Genomic DNA, 16,798 nt, shown 5'->3' on the forward strand with positions numbered 1-16,798 from the left:
TGGTGAGGATATACAACGACCGAGGCGAGATCCTCTGCGGCGCGCTGGTAAGCGATACCGCGCAAGATAACGTCGTGATCGTAAGCGAGGGCGCATGGTACGATCCCGCCGTCTGGGGCGAGCGCAGCCTATGCAAGCACGGCAACATAAACGTGCTAACGAGGGACGTGCCTAGCTCCCAGCTCTCGCAAAGCAACACCGCGCACACGAGTATGGTGCAAATCGAGAAATTTAAAGGCGAACTGCCGAGCGTAACGGCGTTTGATAGGCCCGCGACGATAGAGGCTTAGGCATACTTTCTTTAAATGAGATGAAATTTCGGTTTTGAAAGCTTTAAATTTAGGACTCTTAAAGACCGCACTGGCGAAATTTATCCATGCTTCGTGCGGCCTTTTTTTGAAATTTTGGTTTTGGAATTTGACCCTTGCGATCGCACGCAAATACCTATTATGTGCGGTTGTGGACGCAGATTTTTGCACTCCAAAAATAACAAACCGCTTTAAAAAATTCCAATCGCAATCGCGCTATGAAATTTTAAAAGTATGCCGCGCCGAACTACCGCAAAAATTTAAAGTGAATTAGCCGCAGCGCTGCGCATGATTAGACCAAAAAATCGCGCCGTAAAATTTTAAACGTGGTTTACTATATCCGGACTACCACTAAATTTAAGCAAGGCGATCGCGCTACTGGATCAAAGATCGCGCCGATACCGAGCAAAACGCACTATGAAATTTTAAAAGTGAGCCGTTGCGTCTACACTACCGCCAAATTTAAAATAAACCGATCGCACCGCAAAATTTTAAAAGCAAGCCGTTGCGTCCAAACTAGCTAAATTTAAAATTAAGCAATAGCACCATTTGCGCTACGAATACCGCTCGTCGGCAAGCTACCACTCGCAAGCTCTGCCCGCAAGCCGCCGATCGCAAGTTTTACGCCGCAAGCGTCCTACGCTACGACGTTTGGAAACTCATAGACTACGCAGCCGCTTTTGATCGTGCATACTGCAGCGCCCGTAAGCTGCTTGCCGAAAAGCGGCGAGTTGCGCGATTTGGACTTATTTAGCGCCTCGTCGTAAACGTAGGAAATCTGCGGATCGATGATCGTTATGTCGGCCAAAAAGCCCTCTTTGACCTCGCCTTTGTCTTTTAAATTTAAAATTTTGGCCGGGTTAAACGAGCAGAGCCGCACCATGTCTTCAAGGCCGATGACGCCCTCGGTTACTAGCCGCAGCGTAAGCGGCACGAGGGTTTGAAGCCCCAAAATTCCAAACGGCGCGTGGTCGAATTCGACGAATTTATCGTCGGTATTGTGCGGAGCGTGATCAGTTACGATGGCGTCGATCAGACCGCTTTTAAGCGCCTCTCTGATCGCTTGCACGTCGCTTTGAGTGCGAAGCGGCGGCGACATTTTAAAATTCGTATCGTATCCCATCAGCTCGCGCTCGTCGAAGGTGAAGTGATGCGGCGTAGCTTCGCAGGTGACGCGGATGCCCTCGCGCTTAGCCTGCTTTATGAGCTTTAGCGACCACGCCGAGCTTACGTGCGCGATGTGGATGTGCCCGCCCGTCTTTTTGGCAAGCAGCAGATCGCGCGCGATCATGATCTCCTCTTTTTCGCTTGCCATCCCCTTTAGACCGAGGATCGCGCTAACTTTGCCCTCGTTCATCACGCCGCCGTGGCAAAGCGAGCAATCCTCGCTGTGATTTATCACGAATGAGCCGAAGTGCGCGGAGTATTCAAGCGCCTGCCGCATCACGGAGCTGTCGGTCACGGGCAACCCGTCGTCGCTGAAAGCCACGCAGCCCGCCTCGAGCATATCGCCCATCTCGACGATCTTTGCGCCCTTGCAGTCCTGCGAGATCGCGCCTATGGGCAGCAAATCGATAAGCCCGCGCCCCTTAGCCTTGGCAATCATCGCGCGCGTGATGCTTGAGTTGTCGTTCACGGGCTTGGTGTTCGCCATCGGGAGGCAGGTCGTCACGCCGCCTGCGACCGCAGTTTCGCTGCCGCTGATGACGTCGTCTTTGTATTCGAGCCCGGGGTCTCTAAAATGCACGTGCATATCGATAAGCCCCGGCATCACGAGCTTGCCCGCAGCGTCTATGACGCGGTCTGCGGCGGGACACTCGCGCGTGATCTTTGAAATTTTATCGCCCTCGATCAGGACGTTCGCCTCCTCGCTACCGCCCCAATTAACGATCGTGCCGTTTTTTATCAAAATTTTCATCGTGCGCTCCTGTTTAAATTTATCGTATGAAGTATCGCCATTCGCATCGCCTCGCCGTTTTCTACCTGATCCAAAACGCAGCTATAGCGCGGATCGTCGGCTACGTCGGAGTTAATCTCCACGCCGCGATTGATCGGCCCCGGATGCATTATCATAACGCCCTCTTTTGCCGCTTGCATGCGTCTCGCGGTAAGTCCGAAAAATTTCGAGTACTCGCGCACGCTCGGGAAGCTCGGCTCGCCGTCTTGCCGCTCAAGCTGAATTCTAAGCATGATGATGACATCGGCACCCTCGATCGCCTCCTCCACGCTTTTGCATATCGGGCAGCCGAACGCGTCGCAGTCACGCAGCATCATCGGAGGACCGAAGAGCCGCACGTTTATGCCGAGCTTTTGCATCGCCCAGATGTCGCTTCTAGCCACGCGCGAGCGAAATATATCGCCGATGATCGCGACGTTTAAATTCTCGATCCTGCCCTTGTGCTCACTGATCGTAAAAAGATCCAGCAGCGCCTGGCTCGGGTGCTCGTTCAGCCCGTCGCCCGCATTTACGATCGATGCGTCGCAGTTGGCCGCTACAAATTTCGCCGCGCCCGAGCAGCTGTGGCGCAGCACGAAGATATCGGTGCGCATCGCCTGCATATTTCTGATGGTGTCGATCAACGTCTCGCCCTTTTTCGTGCTGCTGTCTGCAGCGGTGAAATTTACGCTGTCTGCGCCCAGGCGCTTGGCTGCGATCTCAAAGCTCGTGCGGGTGCGGGTGGAGTTTTCGAAAAACGCGTTGATGACCGTCTTGCCGCGAAGCGAGTCGGATTTTTTGATATCGCTGCGGTTGAGCGCTTTAAACTCGCGCGCTAGATCTATAAAGTCGTAGATGTCCTCGCGGCTCAGATCCTGCGCGCTAAGAAGATGCTTTAGCTTATACATTCCCTCTCCTTTTTTGGGCCGAATTTCAGCCGTAATTGTATAAAAAAATCTCTGATAAAATTTTAAAATTTAAGAGCGGGGCTCAAATTTAGACGCATAATTTTGCTTGAAATTTCATTTGAGTTCGCATACGAAGCGCGAGCGGAATTTCGGGGTAAAATTTAAAAATTTTGAGATTAAATTTAGGCTTCTTGAGCGAAAATTTTAAAAAATCAGCCACGCCACTTACATAAAATTTTAAAGCTTTACGCGCGGCAGGCGGCTAGAAAAACGAAGAATTTAAAGCTGATTTAAATACTTTATATAATTTTTCGCACTATTTTCTACGGCTTGCTCGCTTTTATCGTATGTAAAGCCGTATGAGACGAAATTTGGTAGCGCAATCGCGCCGACGAAATTAAACGTAGCTTTAAATGGCGCCAGCACCTCATCCACGCTAAAGCCTACGATGCCGTTTTTAGAATAGTTTGCCTCGGTCGCGCCAAGCGAGATCGCAAGCGCGAATTTTTTGCCCTTAAGCTTGCCGCCGCTCTCTGCGCCATAAGCCCAGCCGCGCGTAAAAACATCTTCAAACCACTGCTTAAGAAGCGGCGTGCAGTTTGAAAAACGAAACGGAAACTGAAGCACGATTTTATCGTGGCTTTCGAGCAGTTTTTGCTCCTTTTCCACATCGATTTTAAAATCCGCATAAAGCGCGTAAAGATCATGAAGCTCGAACTTATCAGGATGGGCTAGCACAGCATCCCTCCAGCGGCGGTTTACAAGCGAGTTTGTGATATTTGGGTGAGCCAAAATAATGAGAGTTTTCATTTCTATCCTTTAAATTTAAAATTGCGGGGCGCATTATAGCCCTACTTCGTAAAATTTTTCTCGTTTTATCGCAAGCGACCTTAAATTCTAAAGCTTTACCGGCCGCCACCCGCTTATCTTTACAGCAGTGTCAAAGAGCGCGAGCTTTGAATTCCAAACTTCATCCACTACTCGCGCTTTATTTTAGAAATGCTCGCCCTCGGGGCACTCGTTGCGTTTTACGGAGGTTTGCTACTTCTTTGCAAATATTCATATTCCATTGCGGAGGTTCGCGCGAGTAAAATTTTAAGGAAACCGCCGCGCAGGGGAAATTTTAATAAAATTTAGCATCATTTCTCTGCGAGCATTTGCCACAACAAATAAAATTTAGATGAAATTTAGCCGTGCTTTAAACTATATAACCTTGCCATCGGTTCCGTCGTCGGGCTGCGGGTGCTCATAGTGCTCTTATGCGTGTCCGTCACGCTTTCGTGCAGGCTCGTCACGCTCCTGCGAAGACTTGCCGCTTCTCTGCGGGTAGTTAGTCGCAAAAAAATTTTGAGTAAAATTGAATAAAATTTAGCGTAATTTAAATTCTAAAGCTTTGCCTACCAGCCGCCTCTTCAGGATCTGAATTATCATCGTGCTCCTGCGAGCGCCCGCCGCGCGGCTCATGTCTGGGCTGCACGCCAAAGCCCTCCAAGACCTTGCCTAAGCTATCGTTTGCATCTTTTATAATTCCTTGCAGGCTTTCGCCCATCTGATCAAGGTTTTTGCCCGCCTCTAGCGCCGCCGTCTCGCCCTGCTTTAGCAAATCTTCGATCTTATCCGCGTTGCGAGCGGCAAAATTGTTCAGCGCTTCGGGCGCCTTTTTCTGCAAATTTTGCAGGACCTCGCCCAAAACTTTAGCATCGTTTGCAAGCTCGTCTATAGTGGAGTTTAGATCGGATTTTTGCTTGCTCTTAAAGCCCTGTGGCGCGGAGCCTTGCGTAGAATTTTGCGCGGAATTTTGCCCCGAGCTATCCGTGCTTTTATTAAAATTTCGCCCTTGATTACCCGCGCTAAAATTCTGTTCCGATCGTGCGCTTTGCTCGCGATCTTGCGCGTCCGATCCGCCGTCGCAGCCGCTCAAAACGCACGCCGCGACTAGCGCCAAAGTAAAATTTCGCGCCGCGCTTATAAAGCTAAAATTTCTAGTGCGACCCTCTGAGATAAAATTTAATCTACCCTGCGTTGAGATAAAATTCTGCTCAACATACGCCGAAGTAAAATTTCGCGGCCATCCAAAGCCCGGCTCGCCGCTTGCTCGGATAAAATTCTGCGCTAAATCACGTCCGCACCTTTTTGAAATTCGTCTTTTCAAAATCCGCTCCTTTAAATTTCATCCCTAGCAATCGCGCTTGGAAGCCGCCCGAAAAACAGATCGCTTCTAAGCTTCAAAAGCAAGCAGATAGCGATATCGGCGCTTTGTTCGCGGATGTAGTTTCGATCGCCTTTTAGATGAAATTCCCCGACGATCTGTTTGCCGCCCTGCTCCTTCACGCCGATAAAGACCGTCCCTACGGGCTTTTGCGCGCTTCCGCCGCCGGGGCCTGCGATACCGCTTACCGCCAGGGCAAAGCTCGCTCCGCTGCTTTGCAGCGCGCCCTCCAGCATCTCGCCTACGGTCTGCGCGCTTACCGCACCATAGCGAGCAAGCGTATCTTCGCCTACGTTGAGCCAGAGATTTTTTATCTCGTTGGCGTAGCTTACGAGCGAGCCGTCAAAAACGTCGCTCACGCCCGCGACCGCGCCGAATTTTGCGGCGATGAGTCCTGCGGTGCAACTTTCTGCAAAGGTGATCTTAGCGCCTATCTCGCGCAGTCTATCCACCACAAAGCCCATAAAATCGCCGCCTTCGATGTAGCAGCTCTCATAATACTTGCCGACGCTTTGCAAAAACGCGTCCAGCGCTCCGAATTTCATCGCACTGGCGCGCACGAGCAGCAAAAAGGAGCAGGGCCTACTGATCGTAAGCGAAATTTTATAGCTGATCGCAAGGCTTTCTAGGCGCTGCTTTACGCTTTCATATTCGCAATCGAAAAGATAAAAACTCTCGCCCGCACTCGGCGCGTCTTGAAGGATCGGCGGCAGGCTCTGCAAGCAAAGTGCCTTGATCACGTTTACCGAGCAGCCTCTTACGTTTAGCAGGAAGCTGTTTTTCGCCACCGTGCTCGCCATCGAGGGCGCTAAGGTTTCTCCGTTTTTTAGCTCGAGTGAATCGAAAGAGAGCGTCGATAAAATTTTACCGACGACCGCGTAAGCGGAGTTTGCCGCAAAGATCGTGATGAAATCGTACGAATCGATCATCTTTTCAAGCGCGAAGGGCAAAACCTTATCGTTTTCGCTTAAGAATTTCAGATCGTCCATCCGCCCGAAAACCTGCTCGTAGCTGCGAGATATATAGCTCATCAAAGCCGCGTCGTAGCGGATCTCCTCGCCGATTACAAGGATGATATTTTTCATAAATACCCTCATTAAATTTTCGCACATTATAGCATAAATGCAGACTGCTCTTTCAGAGCTTTTTAATGGCGTTTTGGATAAACTTCACAAATTTTTTAAGACACGAAAAGGTACAAATATGGACTACAAAGATACTCTCTTTCTTCCTACGACGGACTTTGCGATGCGAGGCGCGCTGCCGCAAAACGAACCTGCGCGGTTTAAGGCATGGTACGACGAGCGTAAAATTTACGAAAAGATGAAAGCTAGGCGCAAGGGCGCAAGCGTCAGCTTCAATATCCACGACGGCCCGCCGTACGCTAACGGACACCTCCACATCGGCCATGCGCTGAATAAAATTTTAAAAGACATCATCACCAAAACCCATTATTTCTTCGGCGAGGATATCCGCTACGTGCCGGGCTGGGACTGCCACGGTCTGCCGATCGAGCAGCAAGTAGAGATCAAGCTGGGCGAGCGGAAAAAATCGCTTTCAAAAGTGCAGATCCGCGAGCTTTGCAGACAGCACGCCAAAGAATTTATCGACGTGCAACGCAATGAATTTAAAGATATGGGGATTTTGGGCGACTGGGACGATCCGTATCTGACGCTAAAATTTGAGTTTGAGGCTGAAATTTACAAAGCGCTCTGCCAGATCGCAAAAAAAGGAATTCTAATCGAGCGAAGTAAGCCCGTATTTTGGAGCTGGGCGGCAAAAAGTGCGCTTGCGGAAGCCGAGGTCGAATACAAAGACAAAGAGGACTACTCGATCTTCGTGGCATTTGATCTAAGCGGTGAAGCAAACGCTAAAATCGGCGCAAAAGGCGCTAAAGCGGTCATCTGGACGACCACGCCTTGGACGCTGCCTGCAAACGGCGCAATATCTTTGAACCCGAATGAAATTTACGCGCTGACGAGCGAAAATTTGATCCTGGCAAAACCTCTGGTCGAAAGCCTCGTAAGCCTGGGCATCACGAAAGGCGAGATCGTAAAAGAATTTAAGGCTACCGAGCTTGAAGGCCTTAACGCGATCAATCCACTAAATGATAGAGATTCAAAATTTATCCTCGGCGAGCACGTTTTAATGGACGGCGGCACCGGACTCGTGCATACGGCTCCTGGACACGGCGAGGACGATTATTTCGTAGGGCTTAAATACGGCATCGAGGTGATTATGCCAGTGGATGAGGGCGGCTGTTTCGACGAGACACTTAAAACCAAAAAACTCTTCCGCGCAGACGTCGTAGATGAGCTCGTAGGGATGCATATTTTCAAAGCAAACGAGAAAATTTTAGAGCTTCTAGGCCCCGCGCTTATCAAGTCCAGTAAATTCGTCCACTCCTATCCGCACTGCTGGCGCACGCACAAGCCGGTGATCTACCGCGCAACGAAGCAGTGGTTTATCGCGATGGACGAGCCAATGCCTGACGGTAAGACGCTGCGCCAAGTGGCGCTAGAGCAGATCGGAGGGGTTAAATTTTATCCGCAAAGCGGCATCAACCGCCTTACCTCGATGATAGAAAACCGCCCCGATTGGTGTATTTCCCGCCAGAGGGACTGGGGCGTGCCGATAGCGTTTTTCCGCGATAAAAACACCAAAGAGCCGATTTTTGATGAGAAAATTTTAAATAATATCTACGAAATTTTTAAGGCTAAGGGCGCGGATGCTTGGTGGCAGATGGAAATTTCGGAGCTCTTGCCACAGGACAGCGGCTATAAGCCTGAAAATTTAGAAAAGGTGATGGACATCTTAGACGTTTGGTTCGATAGCGGCTCGACGTGGAAAGCGGTGCTACAAAGCGGCGCCTACGATGCGGGCAAATTCCCTGCGGATATGTATCTTGAGGGTAGCGACCAACACCGCGGCTGGTTTCAAAGCTCACTGCTTCTAAGCTGCGCGATCAACGAATGCGCGCCGTACAAGAGCATCCTCACGCACGGATTTACCGTCGATGAGAAGGGTCAGAAGATGAGTAAATCAGTCGGAAACGTCGTCTATCCGCAAGAGGTCGCAAAGAGCCACGGCGTGGAAATTTTACGCCTTTGGGTCGCGATGAGCGATTATTCGACCGATCTGAAGATCAGCGACAATATCCTAAAGCAGGTAAGCGAGCAGTACCGCAAGATCCGAAATACTATAAGATTTCTGCTCGCAAGCACCAGTGATTTAAATGAGATCGAGACGAGTAATTTTACGCGGCTTGACCGCTGGATCCTAACGCGCGCGGCAAACGCCTTTGCGAGCGCGGAAGCGGCGTTTAGAAACTACGATTTTTCAAAGGGCTTCAACGCCTTGCTAAATTTCTTAAGCGCCGATCTGAGCGGAATTTATCTTGATATCTGCAAAGATAGGCTCTACTGCGACGCACCCGACGAGCCGCGCCGCAGAAGCGCGCAAAGCGCGATCGCTCTGATCACGCGAGCGCTGCTGCCTCTAATCGCGCCTACGCTAACCTACACGATCGACGAAGTGATGCAGTTTGCGCCGAGTATCATCAAAGAGGGCAAGGAAGACGCTTTCGACTTGATTTACAAGCCGATAGAATTTGACGATTTTCTAGAATTTGACGAAATTTTAATCAAATCGAGGGAGAAATTTTTCGAGCTTATCGACGCGCTGAAAAAGGACAAGATCATCAAATCGACGCTTGAGCTGGTTTTGCAGACGAGCTCGAACGAAATTTTATCAAACGACATCCTAGGCGTGGCGGATTGGTTCATGGTAAGCGACGTGGATACGCTGCAAAGCCAGGAGGCTCTGGCGGAGTTTAAGATAAACGACGAAATTTTCCGCCTCGTAAAATCATCGAAGCACAAATGCCCTAGATGCTGGAAATTTAACGCAAAAGAGCCCGATGAGCTCTGCCCGCGCTGCGCGAAGGTCATGCATGCTCGCTAGCCCCATAAGTCTCGGCTTCGTATTTTTTACGATCGCGCTGATCTGCGTAGCAACGGGCGTGGGGATCTATTTCGTGAATAAATTTAAGGATGGCAGATGATAAGTTTGAAAGAGGCTCTAAAGCTGAGCGCGGATGAAATTTCTGCGCTTAGAGCGGAGCTAAAGGATAAAATTTTAAAAACCAAAGAGCTCGGCGCCTACGTCGAGCAGCTCACGGGCGAGGCTCTAAACGTCAGCGGCGAAGGCGTGCCGATCGCGATCAAAGATAACATCCAGGTAAAAGATTGGAGCGTCACTTCGGCGAGTAAAATTTTGCAAGGCTACGTTGCGCCGTACGACGCGACAGTGATTAAAAAGCTACGGAAGCACGGTTTGGCGCCATTTGGACGAACGAATATGGATGAGTTTGCGATGGGAAGCACGACCGAGAGCTCATTCTACGGCAAAACTCTCAATCCGACCGATCACTCGCGCGTACCCGGCGGCAGTAGCGGCGGAAGTGCGGCTGCCGTAGCGGCAAATATCGCCGTCGCCGCACTCGGAAGCGATACGGGCGGCTCGATCCGCCAGCCGGCGGCATTTTGCGGCTGCGTAGGCTTTAAGCCGAGCTACGGCAGGGTCAGCCGCTACGGGCTCGCGGCGTATTCGAGCAGCCTCGATCAGATAGGACCGATCACGCGCAGCGTCGAGGACGCGGCGATTTTATACGACATCATCGCAGGCCGCGACGAGATGGACAGCACGAGCTACGCGGGCGCTTACGAAAGCACCGCGGATAAGCTAAACGCTGATCGCAAGCTTAAGATCGCCGTTATAAAAAACTACGTGGACGAGGCCTCGCAGCAGGTCAAAGAGGCTCTAAATTTAACTATAGAAAAGCTAAAATCATTCGGCCACGAGATCGTTTACCGCGATCTTTGCAGCTCCAAATACGACATCGCGACCTACTACATCATCGCAACCGCCGAGGCTAGCGCAAATTTAAGCCGCTACGACGGCGTGCGCTACGGAAACCGCGCGAAGGCTCTAAATTTAAAAGAGCTCTACGCCAACACTCGCGGCGAAGGTTTCGGCGACGAGGTCAAGCGCCGCATGCTACTAGGCACCTTCGTGCTAAGCAGCGGTTATTACGACGCGTATTACATCAAAGCGCAGAAGGCAAGAGCTTTCATTAAAAGCGAATATGAGGAAATTTTAAAAGACGTCGATTTGATCTTTATGCCGATCGCGCCGGGCGTGGCGTATAAATTCGGCGAGCTTAGCGATCCGCTTCGCGCATATCTTAGCGACATCTACACGATCGGCGTAAATTTAGCGGGACTTCCCGCAATCTCCGTGCCGGTAGCGAAAAACAAAGAGGCTCTTAATATCAGCGCGCAGCTCATCGGGCGCGCCTACGACGAACAAACGGTGCTGGACGGCGGCTTGAGTTTAGAAAAAATCGTGAAAGGATAAGTATGAAGATCGTCAAAAAGGCTCTGACCTTCGAGGATGTTTTGTTGGTACCGCAATACTCTGAAATTTTACCCAAAGAGGTCGATATCAGCACGAGTTTTACGAAAAATATCACGCTAAATACCCCTCTTGTGAGTGCTGCGATGGATACGGTCACCGAGTACCGCACGGCGATAATGATGGCGCGCCTCGGCGGCATCGGCGTGATCCATAAAAATATGGACGAGGACTCCCAAGCCAAGATGGTTCGCCGCGTAAAAAAGAGCGAAAGCGGCGTCATCATCGATCCTATCTCGATCAAGGCGGACGCCACGATCAAAGACGCTCTCGATCTGATGAGCGAGTACCATATCAGCGGCATTCCCGTTATCGACGATAACGGCGTGCTGATTGGAATTTTGACCAATCGCGATCTGCGCTTTGAAACCGACACCGCCGCGCTTGTAGGCGAGAAGATGACCAAAGCTCCGCTAATTACCGCTCCAAAGGGCTGCACGCTTGATGATGCGGAGAAAATTTTTAGAAACAATAAGGTAGAAAAGCTTCCGATAATCGACGCAAACGGCCATTTAGAGGGGCTTATTACGATTAAAGACCTTAAAAAGCGCATCGAATATCCAAGCGCTAATAAAGACAAATTCGGCCGCCTTCGCGTCGCCGCGGCGATCAGCGTTGGTCATCTGCAAAGAGCCGAAGCTCTCGTCAAAGCGGGCGTAGATGCGCTTGTGATGGACTCTGCGCACGGACACTCCAAAGGCATTATCGACACGCTTAAGGAGCTGAAGCGAAATTTCGACGTCGACGTAGTGGTCGGAAACGTCGCAAACCCCGCCAGCATAAAAGATATCGCAAACGCAGGAGCGGACGCGATTAAAGTAGGCATCGGCCCGGGCTCGATCTGCACTACGCGCATCGTAGCGGGCGTGGGCGTGCCGCAGTTTACCGCAATCAACGATTGCGCGATCGAGGCGGCTAAATTTGGAATTCCGATCATCGCAGACGGCGGCATCAAATACTCGGGCGACATCGCTAAAGCCCTAGCCGCGGGCGCAAGCTCGGTGATGATGGGAAGCCTGCTTGCAGGCTGCTACGAAACCCCGGGCGAGCTCATTACGTTTCAGGGGCGCCAGTACAAAACCTACCGCGGCATGGGTTCCTTAGCGGCGATGCAGAAGGGAAGCTCGGATCGCTACTTTCAAGACGGCACCGCAAAAGAAAAGCTCGTACCGGAGGGCGTCGAGGGACGCGTACCTTACGCGGGTATGCTAAAAGACGTGATCTTTCAGCTGCTAGGCGGCTTGCGAAGCTCGATGGGATACTGCGGCAGCAAGGATATCGCGACCTTTCAGCAAAAGGCGGAATTCGTCGAGATCACGAGCGCAGGTCTTAAAGAAAGCCACGTCCACGACGTCATCATCACGCAGGAAGCGCCGAATTACCGAGTAAATCAGTGATCCTTCAAAGCAAAATTCAAAATTTCGACGAGCCGCTCTATCTGGAGAGCGGCCGCGTCTTTTCCAACTTCAAGCTCGCCTATGAAACCTACGGCGAGCTAAACCAGGACAAATCCAACGTCATCGTCATCTGCCACGCCTTAACCGGCTCCGCGCACGCCGCGGGACTTTACGAAGGCGACGTTAAGCCCGGCTGGTGGGACGGGCTCATCGGCGATCATAAAGCGGTCGATACGACAAAATTTTTCGTCATCTGCATAAACATTTTAGCTTCGCCGTTCGGCTCGACATGCCCGCTCGATGTCGATGAAAGCAGCGGCCGCGAGTACCGCTTGCGCTTTCCCGTAGTGGTCGTCTCGGACGTCGTGCGCGCGCAGATGATGCTTTTAAAGCGCCTAGGCATCGCCCGCGCCCGCGCCGTTATCGGCGGCAGTCTGGGCGGCATGCAGGCGCTGTGCTACGCGATCGAATATCCGGAATTTGCGGATGAAATTTTTGTGCTCGCAAGCACTTACGCTACGCAGCCTTGGGCGATCGCGTTTAATAAGATCGCGACCGAGGCCATCTTGCGCGATCCAAATTTCAAAGGCGGCAACTACGATAAAAATCTAATCACCGAGCACGGACTTGACGGTATGGCGGTGGGGCGCATGGCGGGGCATATAAGTTTTTTAAGCCCAAGCTCGATGCAGGATAAATTTGGACGCAACTACGTCGAAACCGACGGTCTTTACGAGATCAACGGACGCTTTCAGGTTGATCGCTACCTTGAATACAACGGCGAAAATTTCGCGCGCAGGTTCGATCCGCTGTGCTATCTCTACATCGCTAAGATGATGAATATCTTTGATTGCACGCGCCACTACGGCGATCTCAAAAACGCCTGTGCGCAGATCAGATCGCGCCTGCACCTCATCTCTTTCAAAGGCGACGTGCTCTTTCCGCCGGGGCTGATGAAAGAAATTTACGATGCGATGAGCGATCTAGGGAAAAAGGATCGCGCGAGCTACGCGCAGATCGATAGCGACTACGGCCACGACGCGTTTTTGGTCGAGATAGAAAAATTTGATTACATCATAAAAAGGATTTTGGATGAGTTTTGAGGAAAAAATGGAGAAGATTAACGCGCTTTTAAAAAGCCTAAACGACAAGGATCTGAGCCTAGAAGAGAGCGTGAAGCTGTATAAGCAGGGCGTCGCGCTGCTAAAAGAGGCTAAGGAAATTTTAGAAAATGCCAAACTCGAGGTCGCCGAAATAAACGCACCCGAGCAGGCTTAGGAGGCGGCGATGATAAACGTATGCGTTTTACAGCTACCGACGCTTTCGATGAGCGAAAATCGGATCGATTACTATATGAAGGTCGCCAAAGATAACGGCGCGCGGATCGTGCTACTGGGCGAATATGAGCTAAATTCCTTCTTTAGCGAGCTTAAAAAGATGCCCCGCTCCATCGCGTGCGAACAGAGCGAGCACAAGCAGGAGCTGATGGCGCGGCTGGCCGCCAAATACGACCTACATATCGTAGCGCCGATAATCAGAGCCGCTAGCGGCGCGATTTTGAGGCAGGCGGGCATTTTCGGCGGCGCGGCTCAAAAAAGCGCGCGCTGCGGCAGCGAAAATTCTTTAAGCCTTAAAAGCGAGCCTGGTTGCAAAGGCGAGCTAAATTCCAAGAGCGATTTAAATTCCAACGATGGTTCAAATTCTAAAGGCGCTTTAAACTCCTGCGGCGCGCACGCTTTAAATTTCAAAGCCGCAAATTCCGCAGACAGTTCAAATTTAAAAGCCCCGCTCCCGAGCAGCTCGGGCACTTCAAATTTAAAAGCCGAAAGCCAAAAAGATGCGAGCGAAGAGGATATCTTTTGCGCGAGCGAAAACGAGCCTATCTGGGTGAAATCCTGCGCGAAATTTTCGCCTTCGGAGGTGAAATTTTACGATCAAAATATCTTGATGGACTATCCGCACTGGAACGAGGAGGGCTTTTTCGCCAACCGCAAAAGCCGCAAAATCGGTAAAATTTCGCCGATGATCTTTAGCGAGGGCGGCGTGAAATTCGGCGTCTGCTTCGGCTACGAGGCGCATTTTGACGTATTTTGGCGCTATTTTATGCAAAAAAACGTCGGCTGCGTGCTCGTGCCGTGCGCCTCGACCTTCGAAAGCGGCGGGCGCTGGCGCGAGCTTTTGAAGATACGCGCGTTTACGAACTCGCTCTACGTCATCCGCGCCAACCGCATCGGCGAGGCGAAATTCGGCGAAAGCGAGTTTAAATTTTACGGCGAGAGCTTCGTCGTAACCCCCGGCGGCGAGATCGCAAACGAGCTGAAAAACGAAGAGGGCGTGCTGATGTGCGAAGTGGACGCAGACGAGATCGCTGCGGCGCGCGGGCTGTGGAAATTCCGAAAAAATCTAGTCGGCAGGGGGCTTTTATGAACTACTTTCACAGACAGATCCAGCTTTGGGGCGAGCAGACGCAGCGCGCGCTTGCGGACAAGCGTATCCTGATCATCGGCGCGGGCGGGCTTGGGAGCAGCCTCTCTTACGCTCTGGGCGCAAGCGGCATCGGGCGGATCAGCGTCGTGGATTTCGACACGGTGGCGCTTCACAATATCCACAGGCAAATTTTATTCACGCTCGCAGACGAGGGCAAATTTAAAGCGGACGTTTTTAAAAGCCGCACGGAGGGTCGCTACGACGGCGTGAGCGTGGAGGTGCACAAGAGCCGCGCGGAGGAATTTTTCGCTAGCGCGATAGTCTCGGGCGAGAAATTTGATCTCATTTTGGATGCGACCGATAATCTCGCCACGCGCGCGCAGATCGATGCGTTTGCTAAGCAAATAGGCGTGCCGTGGGTGTTTGCGTCGGTGGACAGCTGGCAGTGCCAAGTCTGCTTCGTGCAGAATGCGGATTTTAAATTTTTCCCGAGCCTAAACGCGACGCCTGCGGGCATAACGGCTGCGATCGTGATGTTTGCGGCAAGCTTTGAGGCAAACCTCGCTCTGCGCTACCTAGCGGGGCTTGAGGTCGAAAAAGACCTGTTTTACTACGCGAACTTTTTTGGCGGCGAGCTGGAAGTTAGGAAGATAGGGTTGTAACTTGGCGCGAAGGTTCCCGTAGATTCTGCCTTGATCTAACCTCGCACTTAACGCCCCTTTACTTTTCTTCTCTTAATTTCTGTTGTGGGTGAATAAGTGCGGTGGATTTAAACGCTCTGTGCGTTCGGATAAAATTTTAATTTATGTGCCCAAGCCAAGAATATAGAATTTAAAAATTTACGCCCAAATGTATCTTGGAAGCAAAGCGCGATAGAAAATTTTTAGAATTTTTCTATCTTGGAAACGTTGCCTCTCGCTTAGCACACTACTTTTCGCGGAATTTTAATTAACCTGTACGACTTGTTTTGTGGCGGCGATCTTTCGCTCTGTCCACAACACAACGTCTTTTATAACTAGCTTTTCGATAGCTTTTATGAAATTTTCCATAAATTCGTAGTCGATTTCACCATCAGAAATAGGCAATAAAATACTTAATTCATCAGCATCTTTTGCATAAAAATTACGTGCGTAGCTAAACTGCCCGGCATTTGCTACTTTATGGATAGCCGTTGTAACGTAAATAGCGGCATGTTTAGATAAATTTTCAGTATGTACGATCGCCACATGATCATCGGCTCCATATTTATAGTTTCGATATTTCGCGGAACCAAACATATCTATCGTTACAGTATTTTTATCAAAAATTTTGACGTCATTACTTATAAAAGCAGATATTCCCATATCGGCTTCGCCGGCAGTTACGAAAGGCAAATTTCCATCAAATCTATCCGCACCTTTTAAACGTTTTCCGCGAGTAGCATTTCCAAAAAGTTTTTTTAGATTAAACTCCTTCGCCGCCCCCTCCCATTTGCCAAATTTGTCAAATTTAGCCAAAGCGTCTTTTTCTTTCTTGCTTAATTTATAATCTTTAAATCCCGTTACCGCAAGATACGCGTCGAGCTCTTCGACGCGTTCGCGCTCGAGCTCTTCGACGCGTTCGCGCTCGAGCTCTTCGATAAATTTTTCCATAAAGGAAAAATTTATCTTGCCGCCTAGCGTCGGCAAAAGGATTTCAAATTTTTCATCTCTTAATTTAGAACTAGAAAGCTGATTACCGTATCCGAATTTGCCGCGTAGAATATTTTTAATGCAACTAGAAATATAAAGTCCCGAATAACTAGTAAATTCAATTTCTTTAAAATCAAGCGCTTCGCATTTTTTAAATTTTAGCACGTGCACCTTCATTTCAACGCTGGCTAAGTATGAATGATAAAATACGTCTCCGAAAAAATTTACAGAGATAAAATTTTCGTAATGTCTAGCTTCGTCTATACCAAGCGTATCATATGAGCCTATTATGCCATTATCTTCGCTTTTGGCAGAAATTCGCCTAACGTCTCCGTTTATTAAAACGCTTGAGCTTAAAAGCGAACCAGTTTGAACCTCAAAAATATCCCCTATCCTAAATTCCTCGAATTTCCCGCCACGCGCCTTAAATTCTCGCTCTAAATTTGCAATCCTTTCGCTAATTAAGCT

Annotated in this window: 14 protein-coding genes; 8 read left to right on the forward strand and 6 right to left on the reverse strand. The window is 50.2% G+C overall.

Annotation, left to right across the window (positions count from 1 at the left end; genetic code table 11):
* A partial coding sequence (locus tag Q0224_RS07605; RefSeq protein ID WP_297950280.1) for a molybdopterin dinucleotide binding domain-containing protein occupies positions 1-290 on the forward strand: 290 nt, incomplete at its 5' end.
* A 655-nt stretch (positions 291-945) separates the two neighbouring features.
* On the opposite strand, the gene Q0224_RS07610 is transcribed toward Q0224_RS07605, so the two are convergent.
* The 5 genes from Q0224_RS07610 to Q0224_RS07630 all read right to left on the reverse strand — a co-directional run bounded on the left by Q0224_RS07610 (position 946) and on the right by Q0224_RS07630 (position 6,446).
* Complete coding sequence (locus Q0224_RS07610) at positions 946-2,226, reverse strand: dihydroorotase (RefSeq protein WP_297950281.1); 1,281 nt, start codon at positions 2,224-2,226, stop codon at positions 946-948.
* Positions 2,223-3,152 (reverse strand): aspartate carbamoyltransferase catalytic subunit, encoded by a 930-nt coding sequence (locus Q0224_RS07615; RefSeq protein WP_297950282.1) that lies wholly within the window; start codon positions 3,150-3,152, stop codon positions 2,223-2,225. Before Q0224_RS07615 ends, Q0224_RS07610 begins: the two co-directional genes overlap by 4 nt.
* 279 nt (positions 3,153-3,431) lie before the next feature.
* Entirely contained in the window at positions 3,432-3,962 is a 531-nt protein-coding gene (locus Q0224_RS07620) for an NAD(P)H-dependent oxidoreductase (RefSeq protein ID WP_297950283.1), read from the reverse strand.
* A 568-nt stretch (positions 3,963-4,530) separates the two neighbouring features.
* A complete protein-coding gene (locus Q0224_RS07625) occupies positions 4,531-5,304 on the reverse strand; it encodes a hypothetical protein (protein WP_297950284.1) in 774 nt (257 codons plus the stop codon).
* A gap of 11 nt (positions 5,305-5,315) precedes the next feature.
* A complete protein-coding gene (locus tag Q0224_RS07630; RefSeq protein WP_297950285.1) occupies positions 5,316-6,446 on the reverse strand; it encodes a CinA family protein in 1,131 nt (376 codons plus the stop codon).
* A 118-nt stretch (positions 6,447-6,564) separates the two neighbouring features.
* On the opposite strand from Q0224_RS07630, the gene ileS reads away from it, so the two are divergent.
* From ileS to Q0224_RS07665, 7 genes are all read left to right on the forward strand, one after another.
* The gene (gene ileS, locus Q0224_RS07635; RefSeq protein WP_297950287.1) at positions 6,565-9,324 is read left to right on the forward strand and encodes an isoleucine--tRNA ligase; all 2,760 of its coding nucleotides are present in this window, start codon (positions 6,565-6,567) and stop codon (positions 9,322-9,324) included.
* A gap of 96 nt (positions 9,325-9,420) precedes the next feature.
* Positions 9,421-10,779 (forward strand): Asp-tRNA(Asn)/Glu-tRNA(Gln) amidotransferase subunit GatA, encoded by a 1,359-nt coding sequence (gene gatA / locus Q0224_RS07640; protein ID WP_297950288.1) that lies wholly within the window; start codon positions 9,421-9,423, stop codon positions 10,777-10,779.
* 2 nt (positions 10,780-10,781) lie between these two features.
* A complete protein-coding gene (gene guaB, locus Q0224_RS07645; protein ID WP_297950290.1) occupies positions 10,782-12,233 on the forward strand; it encodes an IMP dehydrogenase in 1,452 nt (483 codons plus the stop codon).
* Complete coding sequence (locus tag Q0224_RS07650) at positions 12,230-13,336, forward strand: homoserine O-acetyltransferase (RefSeq protein ID WP_297950291.1); 1,107 nt, start codon at positions 12,230-12,232, stop codon at positions 13,334-13,336. The genes guaB and Q0224_RS07650 overlap by 4 nt, the downstream gene beginning before the upstream one ends.
* Positions 13,326-13,511 carry an exodeoxyribonuclease VII small subunit gene (gene xseB / locus Q0224_RS07655; protein WP_005872361.1) on the forward strand — a complete coding sequence of 62 codons (186 nt, stop codon included), beginning with the start codon at positions 13,326-13,328 and terminating at the stop codon, positions 13,509-13,511. Before Q0224_RS07650 ends, xseB begins: the two co-directional genes overlap by 11 nt.
* A gap of 9 nt (positions 13,512-13,520) precedes the next feature.
* Positions 13,521-14,660: a carbon-nitrogen hydrolase family protein gene (locus Q0224_RS07660; protein ID WP_297950292.1), complete on the forward strand. Its 1,140-nt coding sequence runs from the start codon at positions 13,521-13,523 to the stop codon at positions 14,658-14,660.
* Positions 14,657-15,322, forward strand: a complete 666-nt coding sequence (locus tag Q0224_RS07665) for a ThiF family adenylyltransferase (RefSeq protein WP_297950293.1) — start codon at positions 14,657-14,659, stop codon at positions 15,320-15,322. Before Q0224_RS07660 ends, Q0224_RS07665 begins: the two co-directional genes overlap by 4 nt.
* Positions 15,323-15,604: 282 nt before the next feature.
* On the opposite strand, the gene Q0224_RS07670 is transcribed toward Q0224_RS07665, so the two are convergent.
* Positions 15,605-16,798, reverse strand: a 1,194-nt coding sequence (locus tag Q0224_RS07670) for a restriction endonuclease subunit S (RefSeq protein WP_297950295.1), incomplete at its 5' end; no start/stop codon positions are given.

The organism is uncultured Campylobacter sp., from assembly GCF_938002845.1.
Classification (GTDB): Bacteria; Campylobacterota; Campylobacteria; order Campylobacterales; family Campylobacteraceae; genus Campylobacter_B.

Excerpts from the sequence above, each read along its gene's own strand:
- ileS (WP_297950287.1), top strand. The coding sequence starts at position 6,565 with ATGGACTACAAAGATACTCTCTTTCTTCCTACGACGGACTTTGCGATG.
- Q0224_RS07610 (WP_297950281.1), bottom strand. The coding sequence starts at position 2,226 with ATGAAAATTTTGATAAAAAACGGCACGATCGTTAATTGGGGCGGTAGC.
- guaB (WP_297950290.1), top strand. The coding sequence starts at position 10,782 with ATGAAGATCGTCAAAAAGGCTCTGACCTTCGAGGATGTTTTGTTGGTA.
- xseB (WP_005872361.1), top strand. The coding sequence starts at position 13,326 with ATGAGTTTTGAGGAAAAAATGGAGAAGATTAACGCGCTTTTAAAAAGC.
- Q0224_RS07665 (WP_297950293.1), top strand. The coding sequence starts at position 14,657 with ATGAACTACTTTCACAGACAGATCCAGCTTTGGGGCGAGCAGACGCAG.
- Q0224_RS07620 (WP_297950283.1), bottom strand. The coding sequence starts at position 3,962 with ATGAAAACTCTCATTATTTTGGCTCACCCAAATATCACAAACTCGCTT.
- Q0224_RS07630 (WP_297950285.1), bottom strand. The coding sequence starts at position 6,446 with ATGAAAAATATCATCCTTGTAATCGGCGAGGAGATCCGCTACGACGCG.
- Q0224_RS07660 (WP_297950292.1), top strand. The coding sequence starts at position 13,521 with ATGATAAACGTATGCGTTTTACAGCTACCGACGCTTTCGATGAGCGAA.
- Q0224_RS07615 (WP_297950282.1), bottom strand. The coding sequence starts at position 3,152 with ATGTATAAGCTAAAGCATCTTCTTAGCGCGCAGGATCTGAGCCGCGAG.
- gatA (WP_297950288.1), top strand. The coding sequence starts at position 9,421 with ATGATAAGTTTGAAAGAGGCTCTAAAGCTGAGCGCGGATGAAATTTCT.